General features: G+C 40.7%; 20 protein-coding genes. 14 read left to right on the top strand and 6 right to left on the bottom strand.

Annotation, left to right across the window (positions count from 1 at the left end; genetic code table 11):
- The first annotated feature begins 14 nt into the window (after positions 1 to 14).
- Positions 15 to 689, top strand: a complete 675-nt coding sequence (locus V7L20_RS20235) for a response regulator transcription factor (RefSeq protein WP_334745805.1) — start codon at positions 15 to 17, stop codon at positions 687 to 689.
- A 418-nt stretch (positions 690 to 1,107) separates the two neighbouring features.
- Here V7L20_RS20235 and priA read toward each other — a convergent pair whose 3' ends face one another.
- Positions 1,108 to 3,792: a primosomal protein N' gene (priA, locus tag V7L20_RS20230; protein WP_334745804.1), complete on the bottom strand. Its 2,685-nt coding sequence runs from the start codon at positions 3,790 to 3,792 to the stop codon at positions 1,108 to 1,110.
- An 803-nt stretch (positions 3,793 to 4,595) separates the two neighbouring features.
- Between priA and V7L20_RS20225 the strand changes: the two genes are divergently transcribed.
- The 4 genes from V7L20_RS20225 to V7L20_RS20210 all read left to right on the top strand — a co-directional run bounded on the left by V7L20_RS20225 (position 4,596) and on the right by V7L20_RS20210 (position 8,058).
- On the top strand, positions 4,596 to 5,768 hold the full coding sequence (locus tag V7L20_RS20225) for an RpoD/SigA family RNA polymerase sigma factor (RefSeq protein ID WP_334745803.1): 1,173 nt from the start codon (positions 4,596 to 4,598) through the stop codon (positions 5,766 to 5,768).
- A 473-nt stretch (positions 5,769 to 6,241) separates the two neighbouring features.
- Positions 6,242 to 6,748, top strand: a complete 507-nt coding sequence (locus V7L20_RS20220; protein ID WP_334745802.1) for a GNAT family N-acetyltransferase — start codon at positions 6,242 to 6,244, stop codon at positions 6,746 to 6,748.
- 351 nt (positions 6,749 to 7,099) lie between these two features.
- Positions 7,100 to 7,435, top strand: a complete 336-nt coding sequence (petJ, locus tag V7L20_RS20215; protein WP_334745801.1) for a cytochrome c6 PetJ — start codon at positions 7,100 to 7,102, stop codon at positions 7,433 to 7,435.
- 350 nt (positions 7,436 to 7,785) lie between these two features.
- Positions 7,786 to 8,058 carry a tetratricopeptide repeat protein gene (locus tag V7L20_RS20210; protein ID WP_334745800.1) on the top strand — a complete coding sequence of 91 codons (273 nt, stop codon included), beginning with the start codon at positions 7,786 to 7,788 and terminating at the stop codon, positions 8,056 to 8,058.
- A gap of 11 nt (positions 8,059 to 8,069) precedes the next feature.
- Here V7L20_RS20210 and V7L20_RS20205 read toward each other — a convergent pair whose 3' ends face one another.
- The gene (locus V7L20_RS20205) at positions 8,070 to 8,696 is read right to left on the bottom strand and encodes a Uma2 family endonuclease (RefSeq protein WP_334745799.1); all 627 of its coding nucleotides are present in this window, start codon (positions 8,694 to 8,696) and stop codon (positions 8,070 to 8,072) included.
- A 314-nt stretch (positions 8,697 to 9,010) separates the two neighbouring features.
- On the opposite strand from V7L20_RS20205, the gene V7L20_RS20200 reads away from it, so the two are divergent.
- The 5 genes from V7L20_RS20200 (at position 9,011) to V7L20_RS20180 (ending at position 14,322) form a co-directional block, all read left to right on the top strand.
- Entirely contained in the window at positions 9,011 to 9,907 is an 897-nt protein-coding gene (locus V7L20_RS20200; RefSeq protein WP_334745798.1) for a hypothetical protein, read from the top strand.
- Between the two features lie 12 nt (positions 9,908 to 9,919).
- Positions 9,920 to 10,477 carry a hypothetical protein gene (locus V7L20_RS20195; protein WP_334745797.1) on the top strand — a complete coding sequence of 186 codons (558 nt, stop codon included), beginning with the start codon at positions 9,920 to 9,922 and terminating at the stop codon, positions 10,475 to 10,477.
- A 336-nt stretch (positions 10,478 to 10,813) separates the two neighbouring features.
- Positions 10,814 to 12,907 (top strand): TonB-dependent receptor plug domain-containing protein, encoded by a 2,094-nt coding sequence (locus tag V7L20_RS20190; protein ID WP_334745796.1) that lies wholly within the window; start codon positions 10,814 to 10,816, stop codon positions 12,905 to 12,907.
- A 197-nt stretch (positions 12,908 to 13,104) separates the two neighbouring features.
- The gene (locus V7L20_RS20185) at positions 13,105 to 13,401 is read left to right on the top strand and encodes a hypothetical protein (RefSeq protein ID WP_334745795.1); all 297 of its coding nucleotides are present in this window, start codon (positions 13,105 to 13,107) and stop codon (positions 13,399 to 13,401) included.
- A 531-nt stretch (positions 13,402 to 13,932) separates the two neighbouring features.
- A complete protein-coding gene (locus tag V7L20_RS20180) occupies positions 13,933 to 14,322 on the top strand; it encodes a hypothetical protein (protein WP_334745794.1) in 390 nt (129 codons plus the stop codon).
- A gap of 209 nt (positions 14,323 to 14,531) precedes the next feature.
- Here the strand turns inward: V7L20_RS20180 and V7L20_RS20175 are convergent, their stop codons facing one another.
- From V7L20_RS20175 to V7L20_RS20160, 4 genes are all read right to left on the bottom strand, one after another.
- Complete coding sequence (locus tag V7L20_RS20175) at positions 14,532 to 14,909, bottom strand: PEP-CTERM sorting domain-containing protein (RefSeq protein ID WP_334745793.1); 378 nt, start codon at positions 14,907 to 14,909, stop codon at positions 14,532 to 14,534.
- Positions 14,882 to 15,196, bottom strand: a complete 315-nt coding sequence (locus V7L20_RS20170) for a hypothetical protein (protein WP_334745792.1) — start codon at positions 15,194 to 15,196, stop codon at positions 14,882 to 14,884. The genes V7L20_RS20175 and V7L20_RS20170 overlap by 28 nt, the downstream gene beginning before the upstream one ends.
- A 264-nt stretch (positions 15,197 to 15,460) precedes the next feature.
- Positions 15,461 to 18,064: a phosphoenolpyruvate--protein phosphotransferase gene (gene ptsP, locus V7L20_RS20165; RefSeq protein ID WP_334745814.1), complete on the bottom strand. Its 2,604-nt coding sequence runs from the start codon at positions 18,062 to 18,064 to the stop codon at positions 15,461 to 15,463.
- Positions 18,065 to 18,305: 241 nt separating this feature from the next.
- A complete protein-coding gene (locus V7L20_RS20160; protein ID WP_334745791.1) occupies positions 18,306 to 18,926 on the bottom strand; it encodes a hypothetical protein in 621 nt (206 codons plus the stop codon).
- A 263-nt stretch (positions 18,927 to 19,189) separates the two neighbouring features.
- On the opposite strand from V7L20_RS20160, the gene V7L20_RS20155 reads away from it, so the two are divergent.
- The 4 genes from V7L20_RS20155 (at position 19,190) to nifN (ending at position 25,506) form a co-directional block, all read left to right on the top strand.
- The gene (locus V7L20_RS20155) at positions 19,190 to 20,368 is read left to right on the top strand and encodes a GNAT family N-acetyltransferase (protein ID WP_334745790.1); all 1,179 of its coding nucleotides are present in this window, start codon (positions 19,190 to 19,192) and stop codon (positions 20,366 to 20,368) included.
- Positions 20,369 to 20,612: 244 nt separating this feature from the next.
- The gene (locus V7L20_RS20150) at positions 20,613 to 21,740 is read left to right on the top strand and encodes a substrate-binding domain-containing protein (protein ID WP_334745789.1); all 1,128 of its coding nucleotides are present in this window, start codon (positions 20,613 to 20,615) and stop codon (positions 21,738 to 21,740) included.
- A 1,046-nt stretch (positions 21,741 to 22,786) separates the two neighbouring features.
- Positions 22,787 to 24,196 carry a nitrogenase iron-molybdenum cofactor biosynthesis protein NifE gene (gene nifE, locus V7L20_RS20145; RefSeq protein ID WP_334745788.1) on the top strand — a complete coding sequence of 470 codons (1,410 nt, stop codon included), beginning with the start codon at positions 22,787 to 22,789 and terminating at the stop codon, positions 24,194 to 24,196.
- On the top strand, positions 24,196 to 25,506 hold the full coding sequence (nifN, locus tag V7L20_RS20140) for a nitrogenase iron-molybdenum cofactor biosynthesis protein NifN (RefSeq protein WP_334745787.1): 1,311 nt from the start codon (positions 24,196 to 24,198) through the stop codon (positions 25,504 to 25,506). The genes nifE and nifN overlap by 1 nt, the downstream gene beginning before the upstream one ends.
- Positions 25,507 to 25,771 lie beyond the last annotated feature (265 nt).

The following is a 25,771-nucleotide window of genomic DNA, read 5'->3' as shown; positions in this document are numbered from 1 at the left end:
ATGATTAATGACTAATGACGAAAATCTTACTTGTTGAAGATGATGAATTGTTTCGGCTTGGTCTGCGGATGCGGTTGCAACAAGAAACCAGTTTGGAGATTGTCGCAGAGGCAGAAGATGGGGAACAAGCTGTAGAATTAGCAAATCACTATCCCCTGGATTTGGTGTTGCTGGATATAGGTTTACCGGGGATTGGCGGGATTGAGGCTTGTCGCCAAATCAAGCAGAAGCACCCAAATTTACCAATTCTTGTTTTAACCTCTCGTTCTGAAAAACCCCTGATTTCGCGGTTAATTGCCGCCGGGGCACAAGGTTACTGCCTTAAAGGGATTCCGGCTGAGTCTCTGATATTAGCAGTGCGATCGGTTGCAGCAGGGGCTTCTTGGTGGGATCAAACGGCAACAACAGAAATTAGAGCAGCTTTTGAGGGCAATTCTACTGTGGTACTGCCTGCAAAAACTGAGGAATCTTTAGAAAATCCCTTAACCAAGCGGGAGCAAGAAATTTTGGCACTCGTAGCAACTGGCAAAAGCAATCAAGAAATTGCTGAGATTCTCTACATTGCCCCTGGTACAGTGCGGGTTCATGTCCATACTATTTTGCAGAAACTAGAAGTACGCGATCGCACTCAAGCCGCAGTTTTAGCTATCCAAAAAGGATTGATAGCACCAGAATTGTTAATTAATTAGATTAAAATTCAAACTATAAAATTCAATTTAAAAAAATTAAACTTGTTTCGTCTGACTTTGTAAAGCTGATGAGATGGCGAATCTAACTATTCAGCAGTTAAGCAAAGTCTTGCTCTTTTAACTGTAATTCATGCATCAACTTTGAACCAGGACTATTTCATTATTTTTACCATTTCACTTTAATAATATTTTTTTTCTTCGTGTCCTACCCTGCGGGAAGCCACTTCGTGTCTATGCGTCCTTTGCGGTAGCCTGCGGCAAGCCCTTCGGCTTGGTGCAGTCGCTCATGGGGGAAACCCCATCGTCCTTGGCGTCTCCCCTTGGGAGAAGACCGCGCTGCTTCACCGATGGGGCGTCTACGTTCCTCATATAATTGTTTGGCGCATGTTAATACAGAATTGGTATTACCCCAAGTAAATTACATAATATTGATGGGGTCTACATCTATTGTCAAACTAACAGATTGGGGACAGAGCGATCGCACTTCTTCCCAATCTGGCAATTGTGGTAATGCATCGGGAGCAAATTTAATCAATATCTGCCAGCGATAACGATTAGCTACCCGCAAAATACTTGCTGGTGCTGGGCCTAATATCTCGATTTCTTCCTCTGTATTCAAGGTTGTGGCAATTATTTGGGCAGTATTTTGCACTTGAATGGGATCGAGACTACTTAAGCGCAATAAAATTAACCGCCCATAAGGAGGATAATTGAGGGCTTGGCGTTGTTGTAATTCTGCTTGGGAAAAAGAGTGATAATCGTGCGATCGCACTGCTGCAATTACCTGATGTTCTGTAGTATAAGTTTGTACAATCACCCTCCCCGGATCATTGCCTCTACCAGCACGTCCAGCGACTTGAGTCAAGGTTTGAAATGCCCGTTCACTGGCGCGATAATCTGATAAATTCAGCAATCCATCGGCGGCGACAACGCCCACAAGTGTTACCTGTGGTAAATCCAATCCTTTGGTGAGCATTTGCGTACCTACTAATAAATCTGCTTCGCCATTAGCAAATTGAGTGAGTAGGGTACGGTGTGAACCTTTGTTGCGGGTGGTATCGCTATCAAAACGAATCAAGCGTAACTCTGGGAACTGTCGCGCTAGTTCCTGTGTTACTCGCTGAGTACCGCTACCGAAAAATTTCAGGTAAGGAGAACTACAATCAGGGCAGAATTTGGGATGCGATCGCGCATAATTACAATAATGGCAGCGCAATAATTCCGGCGCTTTTTCTTCGGTGTGGTGATACGCTAACGACACGTCACAGTAGGGACATTCCAACACATATCCACAACTACGGCAAGATACAAAAGTACTGTGTCCCCGCCGATGGATAAATAAAATTCCCTGTTGTTTTCTCTCTTGTAACTGTTGTAAAGCTTCTTGCAGCGATCTACTAAATATAGAACGATTTCCCTGCTGCAACTCTTGCCGCATATCCACTATTTCCACCGGCGGTAGAGGGCGAAAGTTGATGCGTTCGGGGAGTGAGAGGTAAAGAGTGCTAGCTGAGGAGTTAAAAGCTAAGAATTCTTCCCCTGCTCCCCCAGCTAAGAGCCCCCTCTCCCCCAATCCCCACTCCGTGGGGGCCCCGAGTCCCCCTGCCCCCTGCCTCCTCACGCTTACCCAAGTTTCCAACGAAGGGGTAGCGGAACCCAATACCAAGGGGCAATTTTCTAATTCTGCTCGCCAGTGGGCGACGGTACGGGCGTGGTAGGTGGGTATGGGGGAGTCTTGCTTAAAGCTGCTGTCGTGTTCTTCATCTAAAATAATTAAACTCAGGTTGGGCAAAGGAGCGAAAACGGCGCTACGAGTACCAATGACAACTTGAGGTTCTCCTGTGAGCATTTGTCGCCAACTATCGTAACGTTCACCATCGGAGAGGGCGCTGTGATAGACGCTGACTTTATTACCAAAACGGGCGCGAAAACGATCGGTTAGCTGGGGTGTAAGTCCAATTTCTGGGACTAAAACAAGGGCGGATTTGCCTTGGTTGAGGAGAGGTGCGATCGCTTGCAAATATACTTCTGTTTTTCCTGAACCTGTTACCCCATGCAATAAAACTTCAGCAAATCCATCTAGTGTCTGGATTGTTTCTAAGGCGCTAGCTTGAGCAACAGTTAAAGATTTAGCCACATCGCCTGCTAATGCTGGCCCCTGTTCGGTTCGCAATACTTCCCGTTCTTCGATGACAATGTAGCTTTTTTGTGCCAACGTTTTGAGGATAGAAGAACTAGCATTGCAAATTTGTAGTAATTCATTTTGCCACAACTCCCCACCATGCCGCCGCAGCACTTCCAAAATCTCTCGTTGGCGAGTAGTTAAGTCGTGGTCAATTGTACCTGTGAGCGTGACTGCTTTTTGCAGCTTTGGTCGAGTTAGTCGCGGCGGTTCTAAATAGCTTTCTACTAAACCGAATCGCAGCAACTCCCGAATTCCCCTATAGGCAGATTTGACTTTTTGTTGGATGTAGACAAAACTGTAGTCCCCAGCCGGTTGCGCTTGCAAAAGTTCCCAAACTTGCCGCGCAGTTGGAGTCAAAAAAGCTAAAGGATCAGGAGATGCCAGTAAATAACTACCTCCCCCTGCCCCCTCTCCCCCAATCCCCACTCCGTGGGGGCCCCGAGTCCTCCTGCTCCCTGCTCCCTGCTCCCTGCCCCCTGCCTCTCTGCCTCCAACAAGGCGAATGCGACGCTGCGATCGCCCCAGCAACCCTGGTGGCAGAGCAACCCGGATTACTTGAATTAGTGGCGTATAGTAATATGCAGCAACTCTATTAAGTAATTCCCAATAAGCACTTGGGAAAAATCCAACGCTGACTATATCTTCTACTTCCCGGATTTTTTCTGGTGGTAAATCGACATTTGGTTGTGCCAGTAACCGAATTGCGATCGCTCCTAATTGTTGTGCCCCAAATGGCACGCTCAAAATATCTCCTGGTTTTATTTCTAACTGGGCTGGCAATCGATAAGTAAATAGTCCTGTACTTCCTGGACAGTCTACCAGTACTTCAACCCACCTATTAACAGTTGTACCTGACTGGTATGATTCACTAGCTTGGGCTACCAATAAAGGAGATAATTTTACGTCATTAATATACATAGTCTCTGACTTTATAATTAGATATTTACCTCACATAGCTGGTCAACAATAACCTAGCTCAATTAAGTCTAATTTTTTATTTGGTTAAACTTAAATGGTATTTCCCAATACTGTTATCCTTCATAATACTTGATAAGTTTCCTCTTATGTCATCTACTAGACAAATTCGTATCAACTATACATGCAATAAATATTTGGTACCCATTATACAAATAAAAGCATGTCAGCTTTTTCTGCAACAGTTGGTTGCTCCATCTACTAAATAGGGAGTAGCTTTTTTCCGCCTATCGATAGATATTCAACCTTTTCTGTATATGAGATGCTTTTATACAAGTAATAACATCTCGAATTTAATCCCATTATTATAATTTGTATCATCTGGATAACTTTAAATCGGTAATGCATAACTCCAGCACCAAGTTTTTAATTTTATCCAGTGATTTTTAATGTCTAAATAATAAAAAAATTTTATAAATATATATGAAAATTTAAGAAATTTGGATGTTTAGCTGAAATTTATATGTTTGTTAAGGTTGAGAAAGTTTCAGGGGGTTTGACATATTTGGTAATTAAGAAAAAAATGAAGAATATAATTTGTCAAGAGCCTGAGAAGAAAGTTTTGTTGGGTGCGAAGGCCAGTTTAGTTATAGATTGTATCTAACTGTAACCCATAAGTGTTAGGTAGATGCCGATTTATATTCTTGAAGTTAAATTAGCATAAGCCTGTATTTCGCTATATAAACGGGTGCATTCGTCCCTTAGGGAAAACTACCAAGCCTCAAACGAGTAGCTGTAACTAAATTATGTACCAAACAAAGCAACAATCCCTAAAGGAAACCATGAATATTGTTAAATTGGGAGAAATGGAAATACTGGAGAATACTGCCGATATTGAAGAACCATCACTCGATATTTTAGAAGCAGTAGCAGATGAAGAGACTCCAATTGTAGTAGAAAATCTGGAATCAGACGAACGCGACGGTGATGAAATGGCTGCGGCTCGTCCTTCGGGATACAACAAAACCGAGCATGATGATGCCGTCGGTGCGTTTTTTAAAGAGATGGCGCGTTATCCACTTCTAAAAGCTGATGAAGAGGTAGAGTTAGCGCGGCGAGTTAGATTTCTAGAAGAAGTTAGGGAATTACAAGCAGCCTTAGAATTAAAACTGGGACAGGAACCTAGTAAGGTAGAGGTGGCTTCCGAGCTAGAAATGACAGAAAAGCAATTAGAAAATCGCTTGTATCAAGGTAGAGTAGCGAAACGCAAAATGATTCGCTCGAATCTGAGATTGGTAGTTTCTATTGCTAAACGATACCTAAATCGGGGAGTGCCTTTCTTGGATTTAATTCAAGAAGGAGCAATGGGTTTAAATCGTGCTACAGAAAAGTTTGATCCAGATAAAGGATATAAGTTTTCTACTTACGCCTATTGGTGGATTAGACAAGCGATTACCAGAGCTATAGCTAACGATGCGCGGACAATCCGGCTACCTATTCATATTGTTGAAAAGCTTAACAAGCTAAAAAAAGCACAACGAGAACTCAAGCAAAAACTTTGTCGTAATCCTACCGAAGGAGAAATGGCAGAAACTTTGGAAATTACTGTGCAACAACTACGTCAATTACAACAGCTACGCCGTCAAGCACTTTCTCTCAACCACCGCGTCGGTAAAGAAGAAGACACGGAATTAATGGATTTGCTAGAAGATGAAGATAACCTGTCTCCAGAAGCAAAAATGAATGAAAACATGATGCGTCAGGAGATTTGGGAAGTCTTGGGTGACGTGTTAACTCCACGGGAGAAAGATGTAATTTCTCTGCGCTATGGTTTGACAACCAGCGAACCCTGTACTTTAGAAGAAGTTGGCAACATGTTCAATCTTTCTCGTGAGCGAGTGCGACAAATTCAAAGCAAAGCCATGCGGAAATTGCGCCGTCCTCACATAGCCAAACGTTTAAAAGGTTGGTTGATTTAATTACATCTACGAAGATAGATTAGCTTCATTAACGAACACGGATCAAATAAAGTGCAAAACTTTAAATCTGGTAGGGGAGCCTGTGCGTTGCGGAGGTTCCCGACGCTCGTAAGCGTTGCGTTAGCGATGTATGAGCGTCTGACTTGCTCTAAGCGAAGCCATGGCGTTCGCGCAGCGTCTCGAAGAGAAGGCTTTACGCTGTACTATCCGTTGTAGCAAATAGCGTTATGTTATCCCGTAGCGTAATGCACCATCCTAGATTTTAGGTGCGTTAGGATAAATGCTCTTAACACACCTTAAAAAACTTGCTCTTTATTAAATCCACATGTCTAATGAATGAAAGCGAACTTGTATCTTACAAATTGCAAAAACAGGGCGTTTTATACCTTTTTTTGGCTTTTATTTAGTCATTAGTCAAAAAACTTGCACAGTTACCTATAGACTATGGACTATGAACTATAAACTATAGACTAATGACTTTGCATAGTAATTTGATTGTGCGTTTTGCTGAACCAACTGATTACAGCGTACTATTTCAATTAATTCAGGGGCTGGCTGAGTATGAAAAATTATCTCACGCTGTTACTGGCAATGCTCTGGAACTTAAAGAGCATTTATTTGGTTCGCACAAATATATAGAGGCAGTTTTAGCAGAATCTGCTGGTCAAGCTGTTGGTTTTGCCCTATTTTTTCATAATTATTCAACATTTCTGACTAAGCCAGGAATTTATCTGGAAGACTTATTTGTTTTACCACAATATCGTAGGCAAGGTATTGGTAAAGCTCTCCTGACTAAATTAGCTCAGATAGCTGTAGAACGTGATTGTGGACGGTTAGAGTGGAGTGTGCTGGATTGGAACGAATCAGCTAAAGAATTCTATCGTAATATGGGAGCATCTATATTAGATGATTGGCAAATTTGCCGTGTTACAGGAGATATGCTTACTCAGTTAGGGGCTGTTAAAATAATTCACAATTGATTATAATGCTCTTACCCGTAATAATAGCGGTAAGTAAGTTCATAGTAAGGACTTTAGTCCTTATTTTTTAATATAAATTTTAACTAAACTTGCACTTAATAACTACCCCTTCTCACTTGGTGTTAGCCTGTGGCAAGCCACAGCGTGTCTACATTAATAAATATTAACTGGGCTTTAATAACGAATTGGTATAAGCACGCTTTGTGCTACGACAAATCCTGAAAATTGAAAATCAAAAAACTTGATAGCAAAGTTTGACAGCTTGTCATTTGACTATAGCAGCGCCTCAACTGACAATTATGGGGGATATTGCAGTGAATAAGCTGTTATTGGAGAGAGAAAAAACACAAAATGAAAAAAATTATTACAGTGATGCTGTTAGGCATAGCAATCTTCACCTTTGCCTACAGCAATCCAGCTTTGGCAGGAGATGCTATTAGTGGAGCTAAAGTATTTAGTGCTAATTGTGCCTCTTGTCATGCGGGAGGTAAAAATCTGGTTCAAGCTCCGAAGAATCTGAAGAAGGATGCTTTAGAAAAGTATGGTATGTACTCAGAGGAAGCGATTATCGCCCAAGTTACAAAAGGTAAAAATGCCATGCCTGCTTTCGGTAGTCGTTTAAAAGCTAACCAGATTGAAGATGTAACTACTTATGTGCTTTCACAAGCAGATAAGGACTGGAAGTGAACTAAAATCTAGCTTCAATAATTAAGAATTTGCGGGGCTTTTTGTCCCGCGAATTTTAGGGTTGTCGAAATTGTCAAATAGGATGCTAATACCAATTTTGGATTTTAGACTTCGACTACGCTCAGTCGAACGATTTTGAATTTTGGATTAAGGTTTTTACAAAAAACTGTTCCAAGAATATTAAACAACACTCCCTAACCTCATTTGGTATTATGAGTTATTTGTGGCGATTATTTCTCAGTGTAGTTATTGCTTTACCGCTTAATTTTCTGACTTTACCTGCACATTCAGCATCTATTTTAATTACCTAAATTACAGCTAGTGACTTCTTTGAATTTGGTATAGATAAAATGCGACGGGGTAATTACCAGGAAGCTATAGAGAATTTCAACCAGACCATTGAACTTGAGAAAGATTTTGCTGTAGCTTATAGCGATCGCACTCTGGCTTATCTCCAATTACAAGATTACCATCAAGCTGTTACAGATTGTACTCAAGCAATAAATTTTGCACCGGATAACTTTGAAGCTTATCTAAACCGGGGATACGAAAAAACTCTTGATTTACTAAAGAGTTTGCGACAACAAATTTCATCTGTAACGGAAATCGCTCTTTTTTATTAATACTGTAAGGGTTATACAGGGTATCCAGCAGCTTGAAAAATCTGTTCGGCGGTTAAATTTAATTCGGGGAACAGAGGTGAGATAATGCGATCGCTACCTTGAAACTGGCTGACTTGGTATTCTTCATCAATTAAGGTGTAAAGCGAAACAGTTGGTTGTTTGGGGTTGCCAATAAATCGCCTACCGCCTAAAGCCGCATAGTCTACAATCCAGTATTCTGGGATACCTACAGCTTCATAGTCAGCAGCTTTTTTTAAATAATCATCACGCCAATTGCTACTCACTACCTCAACTACTAAAGGTATTGATTCCGCTTGACTTACAGTAGATTCTTTTTTCCACAAAGGTTCATTTATCAAATTAGGGAGATTTAATATCAGTACATCTGGTGAGTAAGCCGATTCACTTTCAAGCGGTTTCACTAGTACTGTTTTCGGGATGCCATAAGGCAGGCTAATGCGGCTATATTCTAGAATAAATTTCTGAACTAAAAATACGATAATCTCTTCATGATCGCCTGTGGGTTGTGGCATCTCGACTATTGCTCCATCATGCAATTCATAACGTTTTCCAGTGTTGTCAGGGTATTTAGCAACGAATTCATCGAATGTAACTACTTTGCCTAAAGTTTGAATCATTCTATTGTGTTTGCGAAGCTTCCAGTTTTCCCAATGCTAACGTAATTCGTAATTCTTACAAGGAAGAGGCTTTGAGGCTTATTCCCCTTCGCCTTTTAAAGCCTAGTTTGCTTATGAAGTGCAATATATCTAGCCCTTTGAGATCGTACGTCTGGGAATTTCAGCGTTTGAAGCAGACTAAAAGATATCTCAACCCAGAGTCAGATCATATTACTAATAGAACCGAGATCACACTTCAATGAGTTTATCTCGGCTAAACTAAATTTTTATAGTTAAATATCACGAATACTCACATAGTAACTTAAATTATCGCGATGAAAAAAAGACCGGGTAAACCTCCTATTCATCTTCACTCAAAGCATATAGAACCACCTTCTCCTCATGAGCTTAAACAGCTATTGATGACTGTTCGTGCTCAACGCGATGAATGGCAACAACGTGCGAAAGAAAATGAGGAAGCTGTATCTCAACGCGATGAAGCAGAACAACGTGCAAAGGAAGCTACATCACAACTGGTTCATGTTCAGCAACAAATTCAAACTTATCAAATCGAGGCTAATGAGCTAAAACTCGAAACCAATGAGCTAAAAGAGCGATTCACTCAAAATTATCTCTTCTATCTTGATGAGCAAGAAAATCATCAAAAGACGCTCTACCTTTACAATGAAGAAAAAGCGAAAATATCACAGCTAGTTCATGTTCACCAACAAGAGATTCAAACTTGCCAACTTGAAGCTAATGAGCTAAAAGAGCGAGTTACTCAAAATTACCGTTTTTATATTGATGAACAAGAAAGTCATCAACAAACACTCTGTCTCTACAACGAAGAAAAAGCGAGAGCGACTGAATTGGTTACCAAATATGAGGCAGTAAACTCTGAACGAGAAATGTATTTGAGTTTATACAATGAGGCTAAAGCAGAACTCAAGCATGAGCGACGTTCCAAAGCTAGTATTAAGGGATGGGAAACTCGCCGGAAAGCTGAGAATGAACGACTAAAACGGGAAATTGCCCAGATGGTTGTGCTACTGCGTGAATCGTTAGAAAGTAAAGATGAAGCAGTAAACAGTCTTTACATTGTAGCAGAGCGTATGGATCGGATTCAATCTCTAGTTGATTCGGTAGAAGAAGAAACAATTAACAATCCTATGGGTTTGGTACAAAAGTTTAAACGCATCTGGCTGGCTATTAAAGATATACTTTCTGAATAAATAAGCATATTCATGAGTAAAAAATCACTCCCAACGACGCAAAAACAAGGTAAAGCGAGGTTAGGAGATCAAATTCGCAATATTGCTGATCGCCTTAAACAAGAGACTGATGTACAAATAAAAGCTACTTCTAAGATTTTAGGGGCTACTGCTCAAATTGCCGAAAATCATGATCGACTTATTAGTGAAGTAGTTGATATGGTTGAGTCAGACCTTAATCTAAAAAATCAGGTAGCTCAAAAGCATATTTATACTGTTGATATTCTGAAGCAACAGTTTAAAACATTACGGGATGCAAAAGCTCACTTTAACCTAAAAGTTAGTAGTTGGGAATCACTTGTTAATAAATTAAATGATACATCTTACCAAACAACTATAACCCAAAATCAACCTCAATCAAATCAGGTTTTTACAGATAACTATGTAAAAAATGTTGAAGAGAATTCCAATAATTTTGAAAAATTGATAGTTTTTTTAGAACCTGATGTTGCAAAAATGTTTCCCAATTCAGAAGCAGTAAATGAAGCTCTGCGTTTTCTAATTAGAGTTGCGAGTAAAAATTGTTTTTGAAACTGTGATGTCACTCCTATAAAAATTGTAGGCGTTGCTGAATTGAAGTATGAATCTGGATGTAGAGACGTAGCAGTGCTACGTCTCTACAAGGATTTTGGTATTTTGCAAAATCATTTTTATACATGGAATCAGCAATGCAAAATTGCACATAGTTCACGCAATTAAAAACTGCTATAGCCCTACTTAATCATTTGTGAACAACAAGATTTCCCGAACTCTCAGAGAAATCGGGAATCTAACCGTGGAAATATGACAGCGTGTCTTTTGACATGATTTTACTATTACAGGAACAATATTAGGTGGTGACTGTTTTTAGTTGGTGTGAAAGAGAACGTGAAAAAAGATTTTTTGTTGCTAACAGTTGCTTTACCAAGTTTACTGATAGCGTCTCCTGGCTTTACTGCTGAAAGTGAAATTGAGCAGAGAATTACTGATAAATCAATCGAAGTAATTTCAGATATTCCGAGTTTAAGTGAGATTGAGCTACCCGCTATTAATGCCGAATTATTAACTCAACAATCTGCACCGAGTGAAGTTAATCTAGAAACTCAGCCAGAAACAGAGCAAACTCCGAGCGATGATGCAGAGATTTCTATAGAAGTGATTGCAGATCCAGATAACCTACCTCAATCTACTCCAACTTACGTAATTGATCAAGAAGAAATTAAAAAGCAGGGCGCTACAAGTTTAGCCGATATTTTGAAAAGAATGCCTGGTTTTGCGATCAATGATGTAGGTCACGGTGCAGATACTCACACAGGTACATACTATCGTGGAGCCTCAATTAATCAGTCTGTATTTCTGATTAATGGTAGACCAATTAACAATAATGTCAACACTTATCATGGTGGAACTGACTTAAATAGTATTCCTGTAGAGGCTATTGAACGAGTGGAATTATACAGTGGTACAGCCTCTGCTTTGTATGGTTCTTCAGCTTTTGGGGGAGTTGTGAATATTATCACCAAGGAAGGTTATGGCAAACCTAAATTGAGCGCTAGTGCAGAATTTGGCTCATTAAGTTTAAATAATCAACAAGTAACCTATGGTGGTTCATCTAATAATGTCAAATACAACTTTAGCTTTGAAAGATTCTTTACAGATAACCGTTACCGCGTTCCTGTAGGTGCAGCAAATCGTGATGAACAGGGATTTTTATCAAATGCAGACACAGCTACAAGTACTTATTTTGGTAGCATTGGAGTAAATTTAGATAAAAAAAATTCTTTGAATTTAGATGTTACTAAACTCAGCAGTCGTCGCGGCTTAATTTATTTTGGGTTTCCTTTGCAAAGAGATAGATTAGACCACGATAGTTTAAATGTTGGCTTATCTTGGAAGACTCGGTTAGGTAATGGGGAAAGCTCTAATCTTACAACCTCAATTGGTTATAACCAAGATTATTTCAGCACTTATGGTCCTACAGGAGCATTTTACCGTACAGGAGCTTTAGATACACAACAACTCACAGCCAGAGTAGATCATGAGTGGAAAATTACTTCCAATAATAAATTGCGCTGGGGATTAGATTTGAAAAACACCAATTTAATCGGTGATGTTTTTAGTACAATTCCTAGTAGGATTGCCACTAATGGAACTGAAGATAGAAGTTTGTTCAATACAGCTTTATTTACTGTTGATACTTGGAATATTAGCGATAACTTTCTGATAGATTTAGGGCTAAGGCAAACCTTTGACAGCCAGTTTGGAAATTATCTCAACCCTAGTGTTGGGTTACGTTATGCTATCACACCAATAGTAGCAGTGCGTGGAAGTTGGGCAGGGGCACAACGCAATCCTGGGTTAGATCAGTTGTATGTTTATGATACGGTTCATGGTTGGGAACCTAACCCTGATTTAAGACCGGAAATCGGTTCTACTTGGAGTGCGGGAGTAGATGTAAATTTTTCTCAAAATCTGATTGGACAGTTTACTTATTTTGGTAGTAGTATAGGCGATCGCTTGGGAGTTATCGCCGGAAGATGGGAAAACATTGGATTAGTAGATACCAATGGTTTAGAGGCAGCTTTGCAATTAAAAATTGCAGCTGGCTGGTCAACTTTCCTCAACTATACTTATACAGATGCTCAAATAAAAACAGGTTCAGAGAGAGGTTTACAATTAGGTTTGATTCCTTACTCTGTACTTCAAACTGGTGTAGGTTATGAAAATGCGGGATGGCAGGCTAACTTGTATGTTACCTACAATAGCGGCGCTCGTAGATCCATCTTCGCTAACCCTGGTGATAAGGCTACAGATTTTGCACCATCTTTCGTGAATTTAGATTTGACCGGTCGTATACCTTTAACTACCAATTTAGGATTGACAGTTTATTTAGAAAATCTTCTCGGTGAGCAATATGAGCGAGTTAATCGCATATATAGCCCTGGATTCACTTTTCGTTTAGGTTTAAGCGCTAATTTTTAGGTGTCTGCTTTGCTCTAGTGTATTCTCTGTGACTCTGCTGTTTAAAAGTTATTTATTGAACCACAGAGGCGCAGAGACACAAAGAAAAGAGGAGTTTTTTGGTAAAGATGACGCACCACTATATAACATCGTGCGTTAGGCTAAAGCCGTAATCTACCCTATTTAAGATTTACTTTTAATCTAAAATATAAAATGCGATGAGAGCTAGAATTGATAATCAAATACTTTTTATCCACCACGAAGATTTACCAGAGTTTAAGAAAGGTGGTTCGGTGGTGAGAAACTCTTTTTTCTGGGCGCTACGTTCAATTGCTGGTAAAGCTTCGCGTTATCGTGATTGGGAATATGAACCGGAGGTTTGGCTAGCACTTTCAAGAATGCTTTTGTCGTTCGCTGAATCTGGGTATTTAGGTCTTAGAGAAACCTTGCTGGAGTTTCCTTTATCTCAAGGGGAAATTCCTAGTTTGCTGCGAGATGTATCTACTTTTGAGTAAGTCAAATGAATTTTTACTTGCGGAAAACACTAAAATGAGTAAGCAAACTGGGGTTTGAGTAAGTCAAATTAACTTTTGCTTACGGAAAACACCAAAATGATTAAGTCAAATGACTTTTTGAGTAAGTCAAATGAACTTTTGCTTGCGGAAAACACCAAAATGAGTAAGTCAAATGACTTTTTGAGTAAGTCAAATGAACTTTTGCTTGCGGAAAACACCAAAATGAGTAAGTCAAATGACCTTTTGTGAAAGCATTTAAGTATTTTGAGAAAGTAATCAGGCATTTTAATAAAGCAATTAGGCATTTTGATAAAGTAATCAGCAAATATACCTGACAATTAACAATCGCGACTGCATAGGGCTGTCATTAATATTACACTACTAAAATTATGCTTGAACTCATTGGGCACTCAAATGACGTTCAATCCGTCACAATTAGCCATCATGGCAAAACTTTGCTTAACAGTAGTGCTGAAGTAAGGGTAGTTGTGAGAAGACAATTAAAATGCACCAGTTAGTGGAAAAAATAACATGAAAATAGCGATTATTACTAAAATATTAATTACATCAATCGGTTTGTTTGCTTTATTTACCCCAAGTCAAGCATCGGCTCAACTTATACCGCAACCTTGGGTTTCAGTCGGTGGAAAAGATGGTGATGTAACTTATGCTGTAGGAGCTAGAGCTTTAAATTTTGGAGTTGAGCTAGGAGCTGGTCCTGATGGTGCTACGGGAGTAGATGTTTTAAAATTTATTAGTTTGCCTGTAATTTCACCTTATGTAGGAGTTGGACTTTATTCAGAAGATAAAGGTGTTGCAATTTCAGGTGGCGTTCAAGTAAGTGCTACTAATAACGTTTTTGTTGGTGCTGGTTATAATTCTATTCGTGGGTTTAACGGGCAACTGGGAATAAGATTCTAACAGTTAAGTAAGTTAGCGAGAAAAATTTCATCTATATGAATAAGTATAAAGTTGATGTAGGGTGTATTATGCCATAAGCTAACGTACTTTGAATTGCCAATGGTGCGTTACGCTGAAAGAATAATACACCTTATAATTACTACAAATACAACTAATTTTATTAACATAGTTGAAAATATTCTTGCCCACCTACTTAGTGCGATTCGATTTTAGTCTTTATACAAAGCACTCTGTTGCTTTTTGTACTTGGTGGCTGAAACACCAATGAAAGCAATGAAAGTCATTAGACCTAAAACAGAGGTTGGTTCAGGAACGGATTGCATTCCAAAACTATCATCAGAGTATGTGCGGAATGTGTAATCATAATATGGGAATGATTGAAATCCTTTGTTTGCATAGACTTGACCATTTGGATAAGGATTGTTAATATCACCAGCGATCGCTAGATCACTGAGCGACTCAAATACGAGTAATAAAGTCTGATTTGGTGTAACAGCTACGGGGTTCCAGAATACTTCTGTCCACGCATCGGGAAACTGTTCGAGTGCTACACCAGTTGCTAAAACATTTCCTTGACCATTCCACAAGGATATTTTAACGTCACCAACTGTTCCATACCCTTTGTAAGTAGTTTTATGGCAGCACCTGCAACATTATTAGCTGTTGGTTTGAATGATTGTGCTAAGTCTGGCTGCGAAAAATCTGCCATAATTTCATTACCGCTAGACTGTTCTTGATCGATAAACAATGCAGCATTTGCCGACTTAGCTTCTAATCCAATAAAACCTGCTACTAATGCTGATCCAATAGCAGCAATTGATAATTTTTTAACACTTTTGAAACTTAATATCATTGTTTTTACTTTGAAAGACAATTTTTTTGTCTTTTCGGTTATGTTGCAGTATGCATCTTCATATATATATGTAATATTTAAAAAAAACTAACAGTAAATTTACGTAATTTTTATCAAAAAAGCTATTAGTATAGAAAACTTTGACGATTAAAATTCATATGTGACAACGGTTACAAACATATCTATAACGTTTATCAAAACTTTTGTTATATTTAAAGGAATAATGAAGTATATTATGATTTGATTAATAAATTAAAATACAGGTAGTAAATAATACAAAAGTATTTACGCAGAAGGAACTGAAGTTGAGATTAGTTCTCTGACATGCTCTGCGGAATCTTGTTGTAATGCTGATGCCACGAGCGCTTCACTTTCAACTATACTTAACCGAGTGATCGCCTGTTTCACTCCAGGTATACTTTGAGGATTCACGCTCAACTCATCCAGCCCTAAACCTAATAAAATTGGTGCTGCTAAAGTATCTGCTGCCAATTCTCCACATAATCCTACCGAAATTCCCGCTGCATGGGCAGCTTGGATAGTTTGCTGCACCATTCGCAACACGGCTGGATGTAGCGCATTAACTAAATTTGCCACGCGGGGATTAGTGCGATCGCTAGCCATGACGTACTGACTCAGGTCGTTAGTCCCTATACTAAAGAAGTCTACTTCAGCAGCTAACTGATCTGCGATCGCAACTGCTGCCGGAACCTCTACCATAATTCCTACTTTCATCGCTGCATCAAAAGCAATACCAGCTTGATTTAGTTCAGCCTGCACTTCACCCAAAATTACCTTAGCCGCACGTACCTCAGTTACACTGGCAATCATGGGCAACATAATCTTAATTTGGTGTCCGACACTAGCTCTTAAAATTGCCCGTAACTGAGTTTTGAACAAATCCAAATGATCTAAACAGAAACGAATTCCCCGCCAACCTAAGAAAGGGTTCGCTTCTGGAAACCCTACTCTCAAATAAGGAAGTGGCTTATCACCACCTACATCTAAGGTACGAATAATTAATGGACGATTATCTAAAACTTGGGCGATCGCCTGATACACTTCTAGTTGTTCTTCTTCAGTGGGGGCGCTTGTTCTATCTAAATAGAGAAACTCAGTGCGGAGTAATCCCACACCTTCTGCACCGCTAGCCACCGCAACTTGCACATCATTTATACTACCAATATTGGCAAAAACGCTAACTTGCCGACCATCACGAGTAATTGCTGGCTGGTGTGCTGTAGCTCGTGCTTCCTGTTGGGCAGTTTGCCAAGCTTCTCGCTTTGCCTCCAGTAAATCCAGGATATGTGATTCTGGTTCTACCCAAGCTTTGCCACTTTCACCATCAAGTGCCATAAGTGTACCATCTGCCAAGTGCAACACTTGGGCATCCACGCCCAAAACGGCGGGAATACCTAATGTTCGGGCGATAATTGCGCTGTGAGATGTGGCACTACCTAAAGTCGTACAAATACCTAAAACCTTTGTCGAATCTAGTCTTGCGGTATCTGAGGGAGTTAAATCAGTCGCCACTAAAATTGCAGGTTCCTCAAGATGCAAGTTAGCAGGGGCATTTCCAGCTAATAATCGCAGCACTCTTTGCCCGACATCCACAACATCGTCAACTCGCTCTTGCAAGTAAGAATCCTCAAGTGTGCGGTAGGAAGTCGCTACTTCATCGACTACGGTTTGCCAAGCTGCTTCAGCATTTATATGGTGTTCTAAAATGCGTTGGTGAGCCGCTTCCAACAGTACTGGATCTTCTAAAAATAATAGTTGGGCATCAAAGATGGCGGCTTCAGCGTCACCAATTTGAAGAGATGCTTGCGAAAAAACTGCTTGGATTTCTTGCCTGGCGGTGTGAATTGCTGTCTGTACTCGTTGCCACTCTCTATCAGGTTCATCTACGTGATATTCCGTAATCGAAATCTGAGTGGGTTGATAATGAACAACAGGTGCGATCGCTACTCCAGCAGAAGCTGCAATTCCCGAAAGTTCGCCGTGAGTTGCTGAGGTAACTTCATGGTGAAGTGTTGGTGGAGAATTCAAAGCAACATTATCTTCACCCTCCGGGTTCGGCAGTCCAACGCCAGTCGCCTGCGACGGTAAACCCGTCTTCAGCGCTGGCTCCTCTTTGTTGGAACAACAAGACCGGGCTGCCTCACCAAAATTATTTGCGAATAATCCTTGTAATGCCGCTAGTGCTTCATCTGCATCAGAACCAGTGGCAGTAATCAGCAATTCGTGTCCTTGACGCACCCCTAAAGTTGTGACTTGGTTAATACTCTCACCCCTGACTAGTTCAGTATTTCTCGTTAAATTCTGCACCAGAATTTGCGATTTAAACCGAGCTGCGGTTGCGACAAACTGCGCTGCGGGACGAGCGTGTAATCCTAAGCGATTGCTTACAATTAGCCGGATTTCTCGCGTTGGTGATTTTACATCAGTTGTTGGGGTAACAAGTGACAAACTACTACTAACTACACCCAATTGAGTTGCTTTTGCTAAAATTGCGCCGCGTGCTTCCGCCATGACTTGGTGAATATCTCTATTAGATGCCGCAGCTACTACAGCAGCGATCGCACCTTCTACTAGAGGTGCTTCACACAAATACATTTTTTGCTGTTGTGCTTCTGAAAAAAACTCGATTGCCATTTCCGCACTCAGCAAAGCACTACCCAAATCCATTAATACTAAGACACCATCATCAGATAAAACAGAAGCGATCGCTTCATAAACCTGAATGGAATCTGTACCCAGTGGATTTTCCGGATCTTCAATGCCTGCTGCAATAGCGATAGGAACTTCGCCCTGAACCATCTGCGCGGCGAGTTCCCGCACACCCAAAGCTAGTTGTTTACTGTGAGAAACGATGACAATTCCAATCACTGCCACACCGCCAAACTTGTAAAGAGGTTTGCGTTTAGCCAGTTATCCATTTCATTTTCCCATTCCGCACCGTTAAAAATAGCAGTGATCTTTATAGCGCTTCTTAGTTGATTCCAATACAGACCTAACCCCCAGCCTCTTCCCTACTAGCGTTGGGGAGTAAAATTAAAAGCCTATCTCCTCTTAGGATAATATATGGAGTGAGGTCAGAGTGTATTGTATACAAACGAAAAGCGCTATATTACAATTGCAACTGCCCGAAAATATTTCGGTCTTTCCAGCTAGAAATCCGAATAAAATAGCCTTCTTTTACGGAAATACGTGGTGTCCATTCATAAACTCCATCGCTAGCGGTACGAGAAGAAATGTTTTGGATAAGTTTGTTCCCATCGTACAACTTAATCGAGACATCGCCGTTAAGATTATCCCGCCACAATATTAAATAAGGCTGATCTTTTTTTGCAAGTACTTTTTTCACTGGCTGACTGCTCAAGATTTTTAGCGCAACCTGATTTTTGGTTTTCTTACGAAATCCCAGATAATGAGGTAGGTGTCGCAAAGCAGGATCTTCCTGCGAATTAGACAGTTGGGGAACAATAATATTTCCGCTCTGGGAATTGAATAAATAAGTTGATCTGCCGCCATCAACGGTAATGATATCGCTTTTGACTCCTAATTTCCGTAATAAATCGGCTGCTTCATCCAGAGTTGCTTGGTTCACCGTTATAATCAACAAAAGCTCGTCACCTTTAACACCATCTTTGTTCAGAGTCCCAATGACTTGATACTTATTCGCTTGGTTTTGGGCTAATACTTTCGCCGGATGATCGCTGTATAGGTAAGTGACGATTGCATTCTTCACTGCGTTTTGGTTGAGAGGCGAACCGCTAACCTGGTTGTAATCAGTAATGTATGCCTGCTTCTCATCCCAAACTAAAGCCTTGAGGTGAATATTACTATAGTATTTGTCTTTTGGTTGCTTGATTGGGCCTCAGAAGGTCAACATTGAGCCTCAGAAAGTCAAAGTTGAACCTCAGAAGGTCAACATTGAACCTCAGAAGGTCAAATTTCAAGCAAACTTAGTTGTAGTATAGTTTTGCTTTGGTATTATTAATGGTATAAGAGATGACGCCTAAATTTGAATACAGCACTCTTGCCCATCCCCAGGATATTCAGCAGCTTGGGAGTATCTTTGAGCAGTGTTTCATCAGTGGGTTTAGTGGCGAAGAAGCTTACATCAATCTGGTTGGCGTAGAAAATTTCCGCATTATCCGTAAATCGGAGCAATTAATTGGTGGATTGGCAACTCTGGATATGGGCCAGTGGTGGGGTGGTGTGCGTGTACCAATGACAGGAATTGCTGTAGTGGGCATTGCTCCAGAGTATCGCGGTTCGGGAGGTGCGATCGCTCTTATGCAGCACACTCTCAAAGAACTCTATGCTAGAGGTATACCGCTCTCTGCTCTTTATCCAGCAGTTCAAGGCTTGTATCGCAAAGTCGGGTATGAGCAGGGGGGTAGCTGGTGTAATTGGGAAGTTCCTACTAAAAGTATCCAAGTGCCAGAGCAACCCCTACCTTTGCAACCAATAGTGCCAATTAATCATCAAGTCTTTCACAAACTATATCAGCAGCAGGCGAGATTAACGCATGGATATTTAGACCGACATCCTGTAATCTGGGAGCGCTTAATTCAACCAGATGAGAAGGAAACATTTTACGCATATTTTATTGGTACAAAAGAGAAACCCGAAGGGTATATCCTTTTTAGCCAACATTCAAAAGAGGATGGCACAATCCTGCGGGTAAAGGATTGGGTAATTCTCACAGTTGCGGCTGCACAAACATTCTGGTCTTTTTTTGCTACTCATCGCTCCCAAATTGACCAGGTGCAATGGAGGAGTTCTGCAATTGATTCCTTGACATTGCTCTTACCAGAGCAAACTGCCAAACTCAGGTATACAATGCGTTGGCTGCTGCGGGTAGTAGATGTAGTCAAGGCGTTGGAGATGCGAGGTTATCCATCGGGAATTGAAACTGAACTGCACCTAGACATTCAAGATAATTTGCTAGATGCAAACAATGGTAAATTTATCCTTTCTGTTGCCAATGGACGCGGTGAAGTTACAAAAGGAGGAAAAGGTGAGTTGCAGCTAGATGTTCGAGAACTAGCACCAATATATACAAGTTTGTTCACACCCTACCATTTACAAATAGCCGGAAAACTGAATGGGATAGAAACAGCTATTTCAGTAGCTACGCAAATATTTGCAGGTGCTTCGCCTTGGGTGGCTGATTTTTTTTAACGTGAGCTTTCACCGAAGCTAAGGCACTTTTGGACGTAAAAAGTAACCATCCGCAAAAATAATTGGCGCTTCGCAAGCAAATTTGCAATTTCTGTGATATTCTTTTTGTATAGGGAATCAAGACAGCGAAAGCATAGTCATGTTGTCAAAGAGATAATGATATAAACTCAAAGACAAGACTTTCGCCTTGGCAGATGCAATGTTTAAATCCGCTACGGCTTTTTGAAACCAAGAGACAAAGCCAATGAAGCAGGATAGTGACCTCCGTAATAACTTGAAGTCAATTAGAACTCGTTTAGGCATGAGCCAACAAGATTTGGCTAACATTGCTAGTGTAACTCGTCAGACTATTAGTGGTGTAGAGTCGGGATTATATGCTCCCTCAGTTTCTATAACACTTCGCTTGGCCAAAGCGCTTGGCTGTCAAGTTGAGGATCTATTCTGGTTAGAGCGGGATTTACCTGAAATTGAAGCAGTTCTTGCCAAGCCTGTTCCTAATGGTCAACAACTGCGAGTCAGCATGGCTCGTGTAGGAGGACAATGGATAGCTTATCCCTTGATTGGTAAAGATGCTTTTCGTCAAGATATGATTCCGGCTGATGGTGAGACTTGCACAGGTACAAATAAAGTTCGAGTCCGTCTTTTAGACGATAATTTCGACACACTTCACAACACAGTTGTGATTGCTGGTTGTGCCCCTGTGATTTCACTATGGGCTAGAGCCACCGAACGCTGGCATCCCCAACTGCGAGTCCAATATAACTTCGCCAATAGCATGGCTGCATTGCACAGTCTATGCAGAGGTGAGGCGCATATCGCTGGGATGCATCTTTATGATCCTGAAACTGGTGAATATAATACTCCCTTTGTTCGAGATGTTCTGGCTGGGAAGGAAGCAGTTCTGATTACCCTTGGTGTCTGGGAAGAGGGACTTTTGTTGCAGTCAGGGAACCCAATGGGAATTAGAACGATTAGTGACTTAGTTGCAGGGGGAGCGACTATTGTCAACCGCGAAATAGGTTCTGGTAGTCGGATGCTTTTGGAACAAACACTCCAAAAAGAGCAGGTACCGTTTGATGCTGTTCAGGGCTTTAACAATGTACTCAAAAGTCACCAAGATGTTGCCCAAGCTGTAGTAGAAGGAATTGCCGATGCTGGTATAAGTACGGGATCTGTAGCTACTGCCTTTGGGTTGGGATTTATCCCTTTACATCAGTCACGATATGATTTGGTGATTCTCAAGCAATATTTGGAAGAAGCACCTGTACAGCAGTTGCTCAGTACTTTGGGACATCGGATGGTTCACTCCCAATTTGAAATTCTCGGCGGTTACGATATCAGCAAAATTGGGGAAGTTGTCGCAACTGTTTAGAGTGGATTGCAATGGTTAATTGTGTGGTTAAAAGAAAATTTGGCGTAAATTTAAATCCTGCTGCAACCACTCTTTAGGTATGAGCAACCTTCAGGGGATTACAACAAACTGATAATGCTGAATTCGTAATGACGCTCCTACGTTGCTACCGCTACGCTAACGTAATTCGGATTGAATTTGATCCCATTTATTTGTGAGGTTGCGCCAAATTTTCTTTCTTTGTGTGCTTTGCGCCCTTTGCGGTTCGTTTGTTATATAGTTTGGCATATCTTCATACAGAATTGATATGAGTTTCTGGCTCGGAATCTGTAGCTTTTTTTTCCAATTGGTATTACCAGTAAACACAAACTTTTGGAAATTAACGTAAAAATCGGTGTTTCAGCCCTCGTGAAGCAGCAGGGCTGTTTCATTCCCTAAAAGGCGCTGAAGGTGAAGCACTAGAAGCTCCGAAAAAAGGAAATGTAGAAACAGTTTCTAGTAGCAAGAAGAAGTAAGGTTCTTGTTTAGACTCAGGTGCTAAACACAGAGTAAATATCAGGTGGGCTATTTTTGCCCACCATCTCACCGAAACGTGCTGTTAGCGGATAGGTAAGCTTTAGCCAGTGCTAAGTAAAAAGTAAAATTAGACCGACTAAGCATCAAATTAGTTTTGAGTAGCGAATGCCTCAGCTAAGAGTGGGAAAATTCATTAATACTACTTATTCATTACTTATTACTCAGGACTCAGCACTCGTCAGTTCTGAAAAATCCTTTAAAATGGAGGTAATAGAATAGCCAATTCTAACTTTTGTTTGTTTAAACTTTACCGTGCTAACACTAATATATCAAGCTTTACACAGCAATATTAATACTTTAATAGTCTAGTTCGTATTTTTGTTTTATCCTTCTCTAACCTAGTTGGTGTTTATATCTTAGGAAATAGGAAATGCTCTTTTTAATTCCCTTTTATCAATCTTTTAGATACACTGTTAATAAATGAAAATCCTATGAAAAGTTTTTCAAATTCACTTAATACCTAATAACTTCTACCTATTGTCACCAAACCAATGAATCCCACCCCAGGAAAAATTAACGATTCACTCAGTGACTCCAATTCTGAAGATGCTCCTCAGCAGCAAAAACAAAAGAAAAAAAAGTCCTCCACACAATTACCCCAACCTGGAACTACTCAAGGGAGTTGTGCTTTTGATAGTGCAATGATTACCCTAGTACCAATCACCGATGCTGCTCATGTAGTTCACGGGCCAAGTGGCTGTGCTGCCAGTATTTGGGGAAGTGACAGCAGTCTCTCCTCTGGTTCGATGTTGTACAAAATACGTTTTACCAGCGATATAGATGAGAACGATATCATTTTCGGTGGAGCCAAAAAGCTGTACAAAGGCATTTTAGAATTAGCAAGACGCTACAAACCGGCGGCGGTATTTGTTTATTCCACTTGTATCACCGCCCTGATTGGAGATGACATAGAGGGAGTTTGCAAAAATGCCACTGAGAAAACAGGAATACCTACTATTCCTGTACATTGTCCTGGATTCATTGGGAACCAAAATTTGGGCAACCGTGTTGCTGGTGAAGCGTTGTTAGAACATGTTATTGGAACAGCTGAACCAGAGACTAGTACACCATACAACATCAACCTAATTGGTGAACATAATATCGCAGGTGCAATATGGAATGTTCTACCGTTATTGGAGAAATTAGGTATTACAGTTTTGACAAAAATTACAGGCGATGCTGTCTACAAAGAAGTTTGCTATGCTCATCGTGCCCAACTTAACGTCGTACTCTCCTCCAAAGCACTAATTAACGTGGCAAAAGGGATGGAAAAAAAATATGGCATTCCCTATATTGAAGAGTCTATTTATGGTATAGAGTCAATCAATCAATGTCTAAGGAATATTGCTGCAAAGTTAGGTAATTCTGATTTGCAGAAACGTACAGAAAAGCTAATTGTAGAAGAAACTGCTGCAATAGATGAAAAACTAGCTCTGTATATTACCCGATTGCAAGGTAAGCGGGTTATCCTTTTTACTGAAAGTTTCAAGAGTTGGTTGATTATCTTTGCTGCTAAAAAATTGGGGATGGAAGTTATTGCTATTCTTACTAATAAGAATACTGAAGAAGATAAAATTAGAGTCAAAAGTTTGCTGGGTCAAGATGGCATAATTCTAAAACAAAATAGTCATGAAGAAATTTTACAGATAATTAACGAAAATCAAGCTGATATGTTAATTGCTGATAAACGCCATCAAGACACTTCTCTCACAGCTAGGATTCCATTCCTAGACATTAATACTGAACGTAACCATGCCTATGCAGGCTATATAGGAATTTTAGAGGTAGCACGAGAATTGTATGCTGCTTTTTACAATCCTGTCTGGGAACAAGTATACCAGCCAGCCCCCTGGGAAGTAGGAGTAGAGGAAGCAGGAAATTCTCTAGAGGAAGAAATTTGATGGCAATTATTAGCGTTACCAGTACATCTGTTGCAGTTAATCCCCTGAAGCAAAGCCAAACTGTGGGTGCAGTTTTAGCCTTTTTGGGGTTGAAGGGAATGATGCCTTTATTACATGGTTCTCAAGGCTGTACTGCTTTGACTAAGGGGGTGTTAGTACAACATTTCCGTCAGGCGATTCCCCTTTCTAGTACGGCGATGACCGAAGTAGCAACAATTTTGGGTGGCGAGGAAAGAGTTGAACAAGCAATCTTGACTTTAGTGCAAAGATCCAAACCAGAAATTATTGGTCTTTGTAGCACTGGACTTGTGGAAACCAGAGGCGATGACATGGGACGCTTTGTCAAGGAGATTCGCCACCGTCACCCAAAACTGGATTATTTACCAATTGTGCTTGTCTCTACACCAGATTTCAAAGGTACATTACAGGATGGATTTGCTGGTGCAGTTGAGAGTATAGTCAAGGAAATTCCTCAAAAAAGCTCCAAGCAAGACGCTTGTCCTACACAAATCACTATTTTGGCGAGTTCTGCTTTTACACCAGGGGATATACAGGAAATCAAAGAGATTGTCACCTCTTTTGGACTCGTACCTATTGTTGTACCTGACCTTTCTGGCTCACTATATGCTCATATAGAAGATTCTTCTAGTGCCATTACAGCTAATGGGACAACTTTGGCACAGTTGCGCTCAATTGGCAATTCTGTATTCACTTTGGCACTAGGTGATAGTATGCGGGCTGGGGCGCAAATTTTGGAGCAGAGATTCAATATACCTTATGAGGTATTTGGTGAACTGACGGGGCTAGCAGCAGTAGATAAATTTCTGCAAGCATTGGTGGATATCAGTGGTGTCAGCGTACCAGAGAAATACCGTCGTCAACGCCGTCAGTTACAACATGTGATGTTGGAGAATCATTTTTACTTTGGTTGCAAGCGAGTTTCTTTGGCGCTGGAACCAGATTTACTTTGGTCAACAGTTTCTTTTTTGCGATCGCTAGGAGTTGAGATTCACTCAGCAGTGACAACAACACGCTTTCCTCTGTTAGAAAAACTTCCGATCAAGAGCGTTACTATCGGCGATTTGGAAGATTTTGAGCAACTGGCGGTTGGGTCTGATTTACTAATTACCAACTCTCATGGAGTAGCGATCGCTCAACGCTTAAAAATTCCTCTCTATCGTCAAGGGATTCCCATTTTTGACCGCTTAGATTGTAGTCAGTTCACCAAGGTTGGCTACCGAGGTACTATGCAGCTTTTATTTGATATTGGCAATCTATTTTTAGAGCAGGAAATAAAGGTTAAGCATTAAACCAATTGGCAATGAGCTTCTCTTCTTAGGCTGCGCCAACGGGTTCGGAAGTGACGCTTGATGACTTGCTCTAAGCAAAGCTATGCCGTACCACTTCGTGGAAGCAAGCTACGCGTAGCGTCTCGTAGAGAAGGCTTTACGCTGCGCTATCGCATGGGTAACACTAAAGTTCAACCCAACCTACTAGCGCGGCAAGCTTAATTTGCTGGGTTAGGGTAGAGAGAACGCAACTTGACTCTCGCATCCTGTGTTGTAAAGCGCCAGA

It is taken from the genome of Nostoc sp., assembly GCF_036916735.1.
GTDB lineage: Bacteria > Cyanobacteriota > Cyanobacteriia > Cyanobacteriales > Nostocaceae > Nostoc.
Note: the sequence above shows the minus strand (reverse complement) of the source record. Positions and strands in the feature narration are given on the sequence as shown.

Excerpts from the sequence above, each read along its gene's own strand:
- V7L20_RS20235 (WP_334745805.1), top strand. The coding sequence starts at position 15 with ATGACGAAAATCTTACTTGTTGAAGATGATGAATTGTTTCGGCTTGGT.
- priA (WP_334745804.1), bottom strand. The coding sequence starts at position 3,792 with ATGTATATTAATGACGTAAAATTATCTCCTTTATTGGTAGCCCAAGCT.
- V7L20_RS20225 (WP_334745803.1), top strand. The coding sequence starts at position 4,596 with ATGTACCAAACAAAGCAACAATCCCTAAAGGAAACCATGAATATTGTT.
- V7L20_RS20220 (WP_334745802.1), top strand. The coding sequence starts at position 6,242 with ATGACTTTGCATAGTAATTTGATTGTGCGTTTTGCTGAACCAACTGAT.
- petJ (WP_334745801.1), top strand. The coding sequence starts at position 7,100 with ATGAAAAAAATTATTACAGTGATGCTGTTAGGCATAGCAATCTTCACC.
- V7L20_RS20210 (WP_334745800.1), top strand. The coding sequence starts at position 7,786 with ATGCGACGGGGTAATTACCAGGAAGCTATAGAGAATTTCAACCAGACC.
- V7L20_RS20205 (WP_334745799.1), bottom strand. The coding sequence starts at position 8,696 with ATGATTCAAACTTTAGGCAAAGTAGTTACATTCGATGAATTCGTTGCT.
- V7L20_RS20200 (WP_334745798.1), top strand. The coding sequence starts at position 9,011 with ATGAAAAAAAGACCGGGTAAACCTCCTATTCATCTTCACTCAAAGCAT.
- V7L20_RS20195 (WP_334745797.1), top strand. The coding sequence starts at position 9,920 with ATGAGTAAAAAATCACTCCCAACGACGCAAAAACAAGGTAAAGCGAGG.
- V7L20_RS20185 (WP_334745795.1), top strand. The coding sequence starts at position 13,105 with ATGAGAGCTAGAATTGATAATCAAATACTTTTTATCCACCACGAAGAT.
- V7L20_RS20180 (WP_334745794.1), top strand. The coding sequence starts at position 13,933 with ATGAAAATAGCGATTATTACTAAAATATTAATTACATCAATCGGTTTG.
- V7L20_RS20155 (WP_334745790.1), top strand. The coding sequence starts at position 19,190 with ATGACGCCTAAATTTGAATACAGCACTCTTGCCCATCCCCAGGATATT.
- V7L20_RS20150 (WP_334745789.1), top strand. The coding sequence starts at position 20,613 with ATGAAGCAGGATAGTGACCTCCGTAATAACTTGAAGTCAATTAGAACT.
- nifE (WP_334745788.1), top strand. The coding sequence starts at position 22,787 with ATGAATCCCACCCCAGGAAAAATTAACGATTCACTCAGTGACTCCAAT.
- nifN (WP_334745787.1), top strand. The coding sequence starts at position 24,196 with ATGGCAATTATTAGCGTTACCAGTACATCTGTTGCAGTTAATCCCCTG.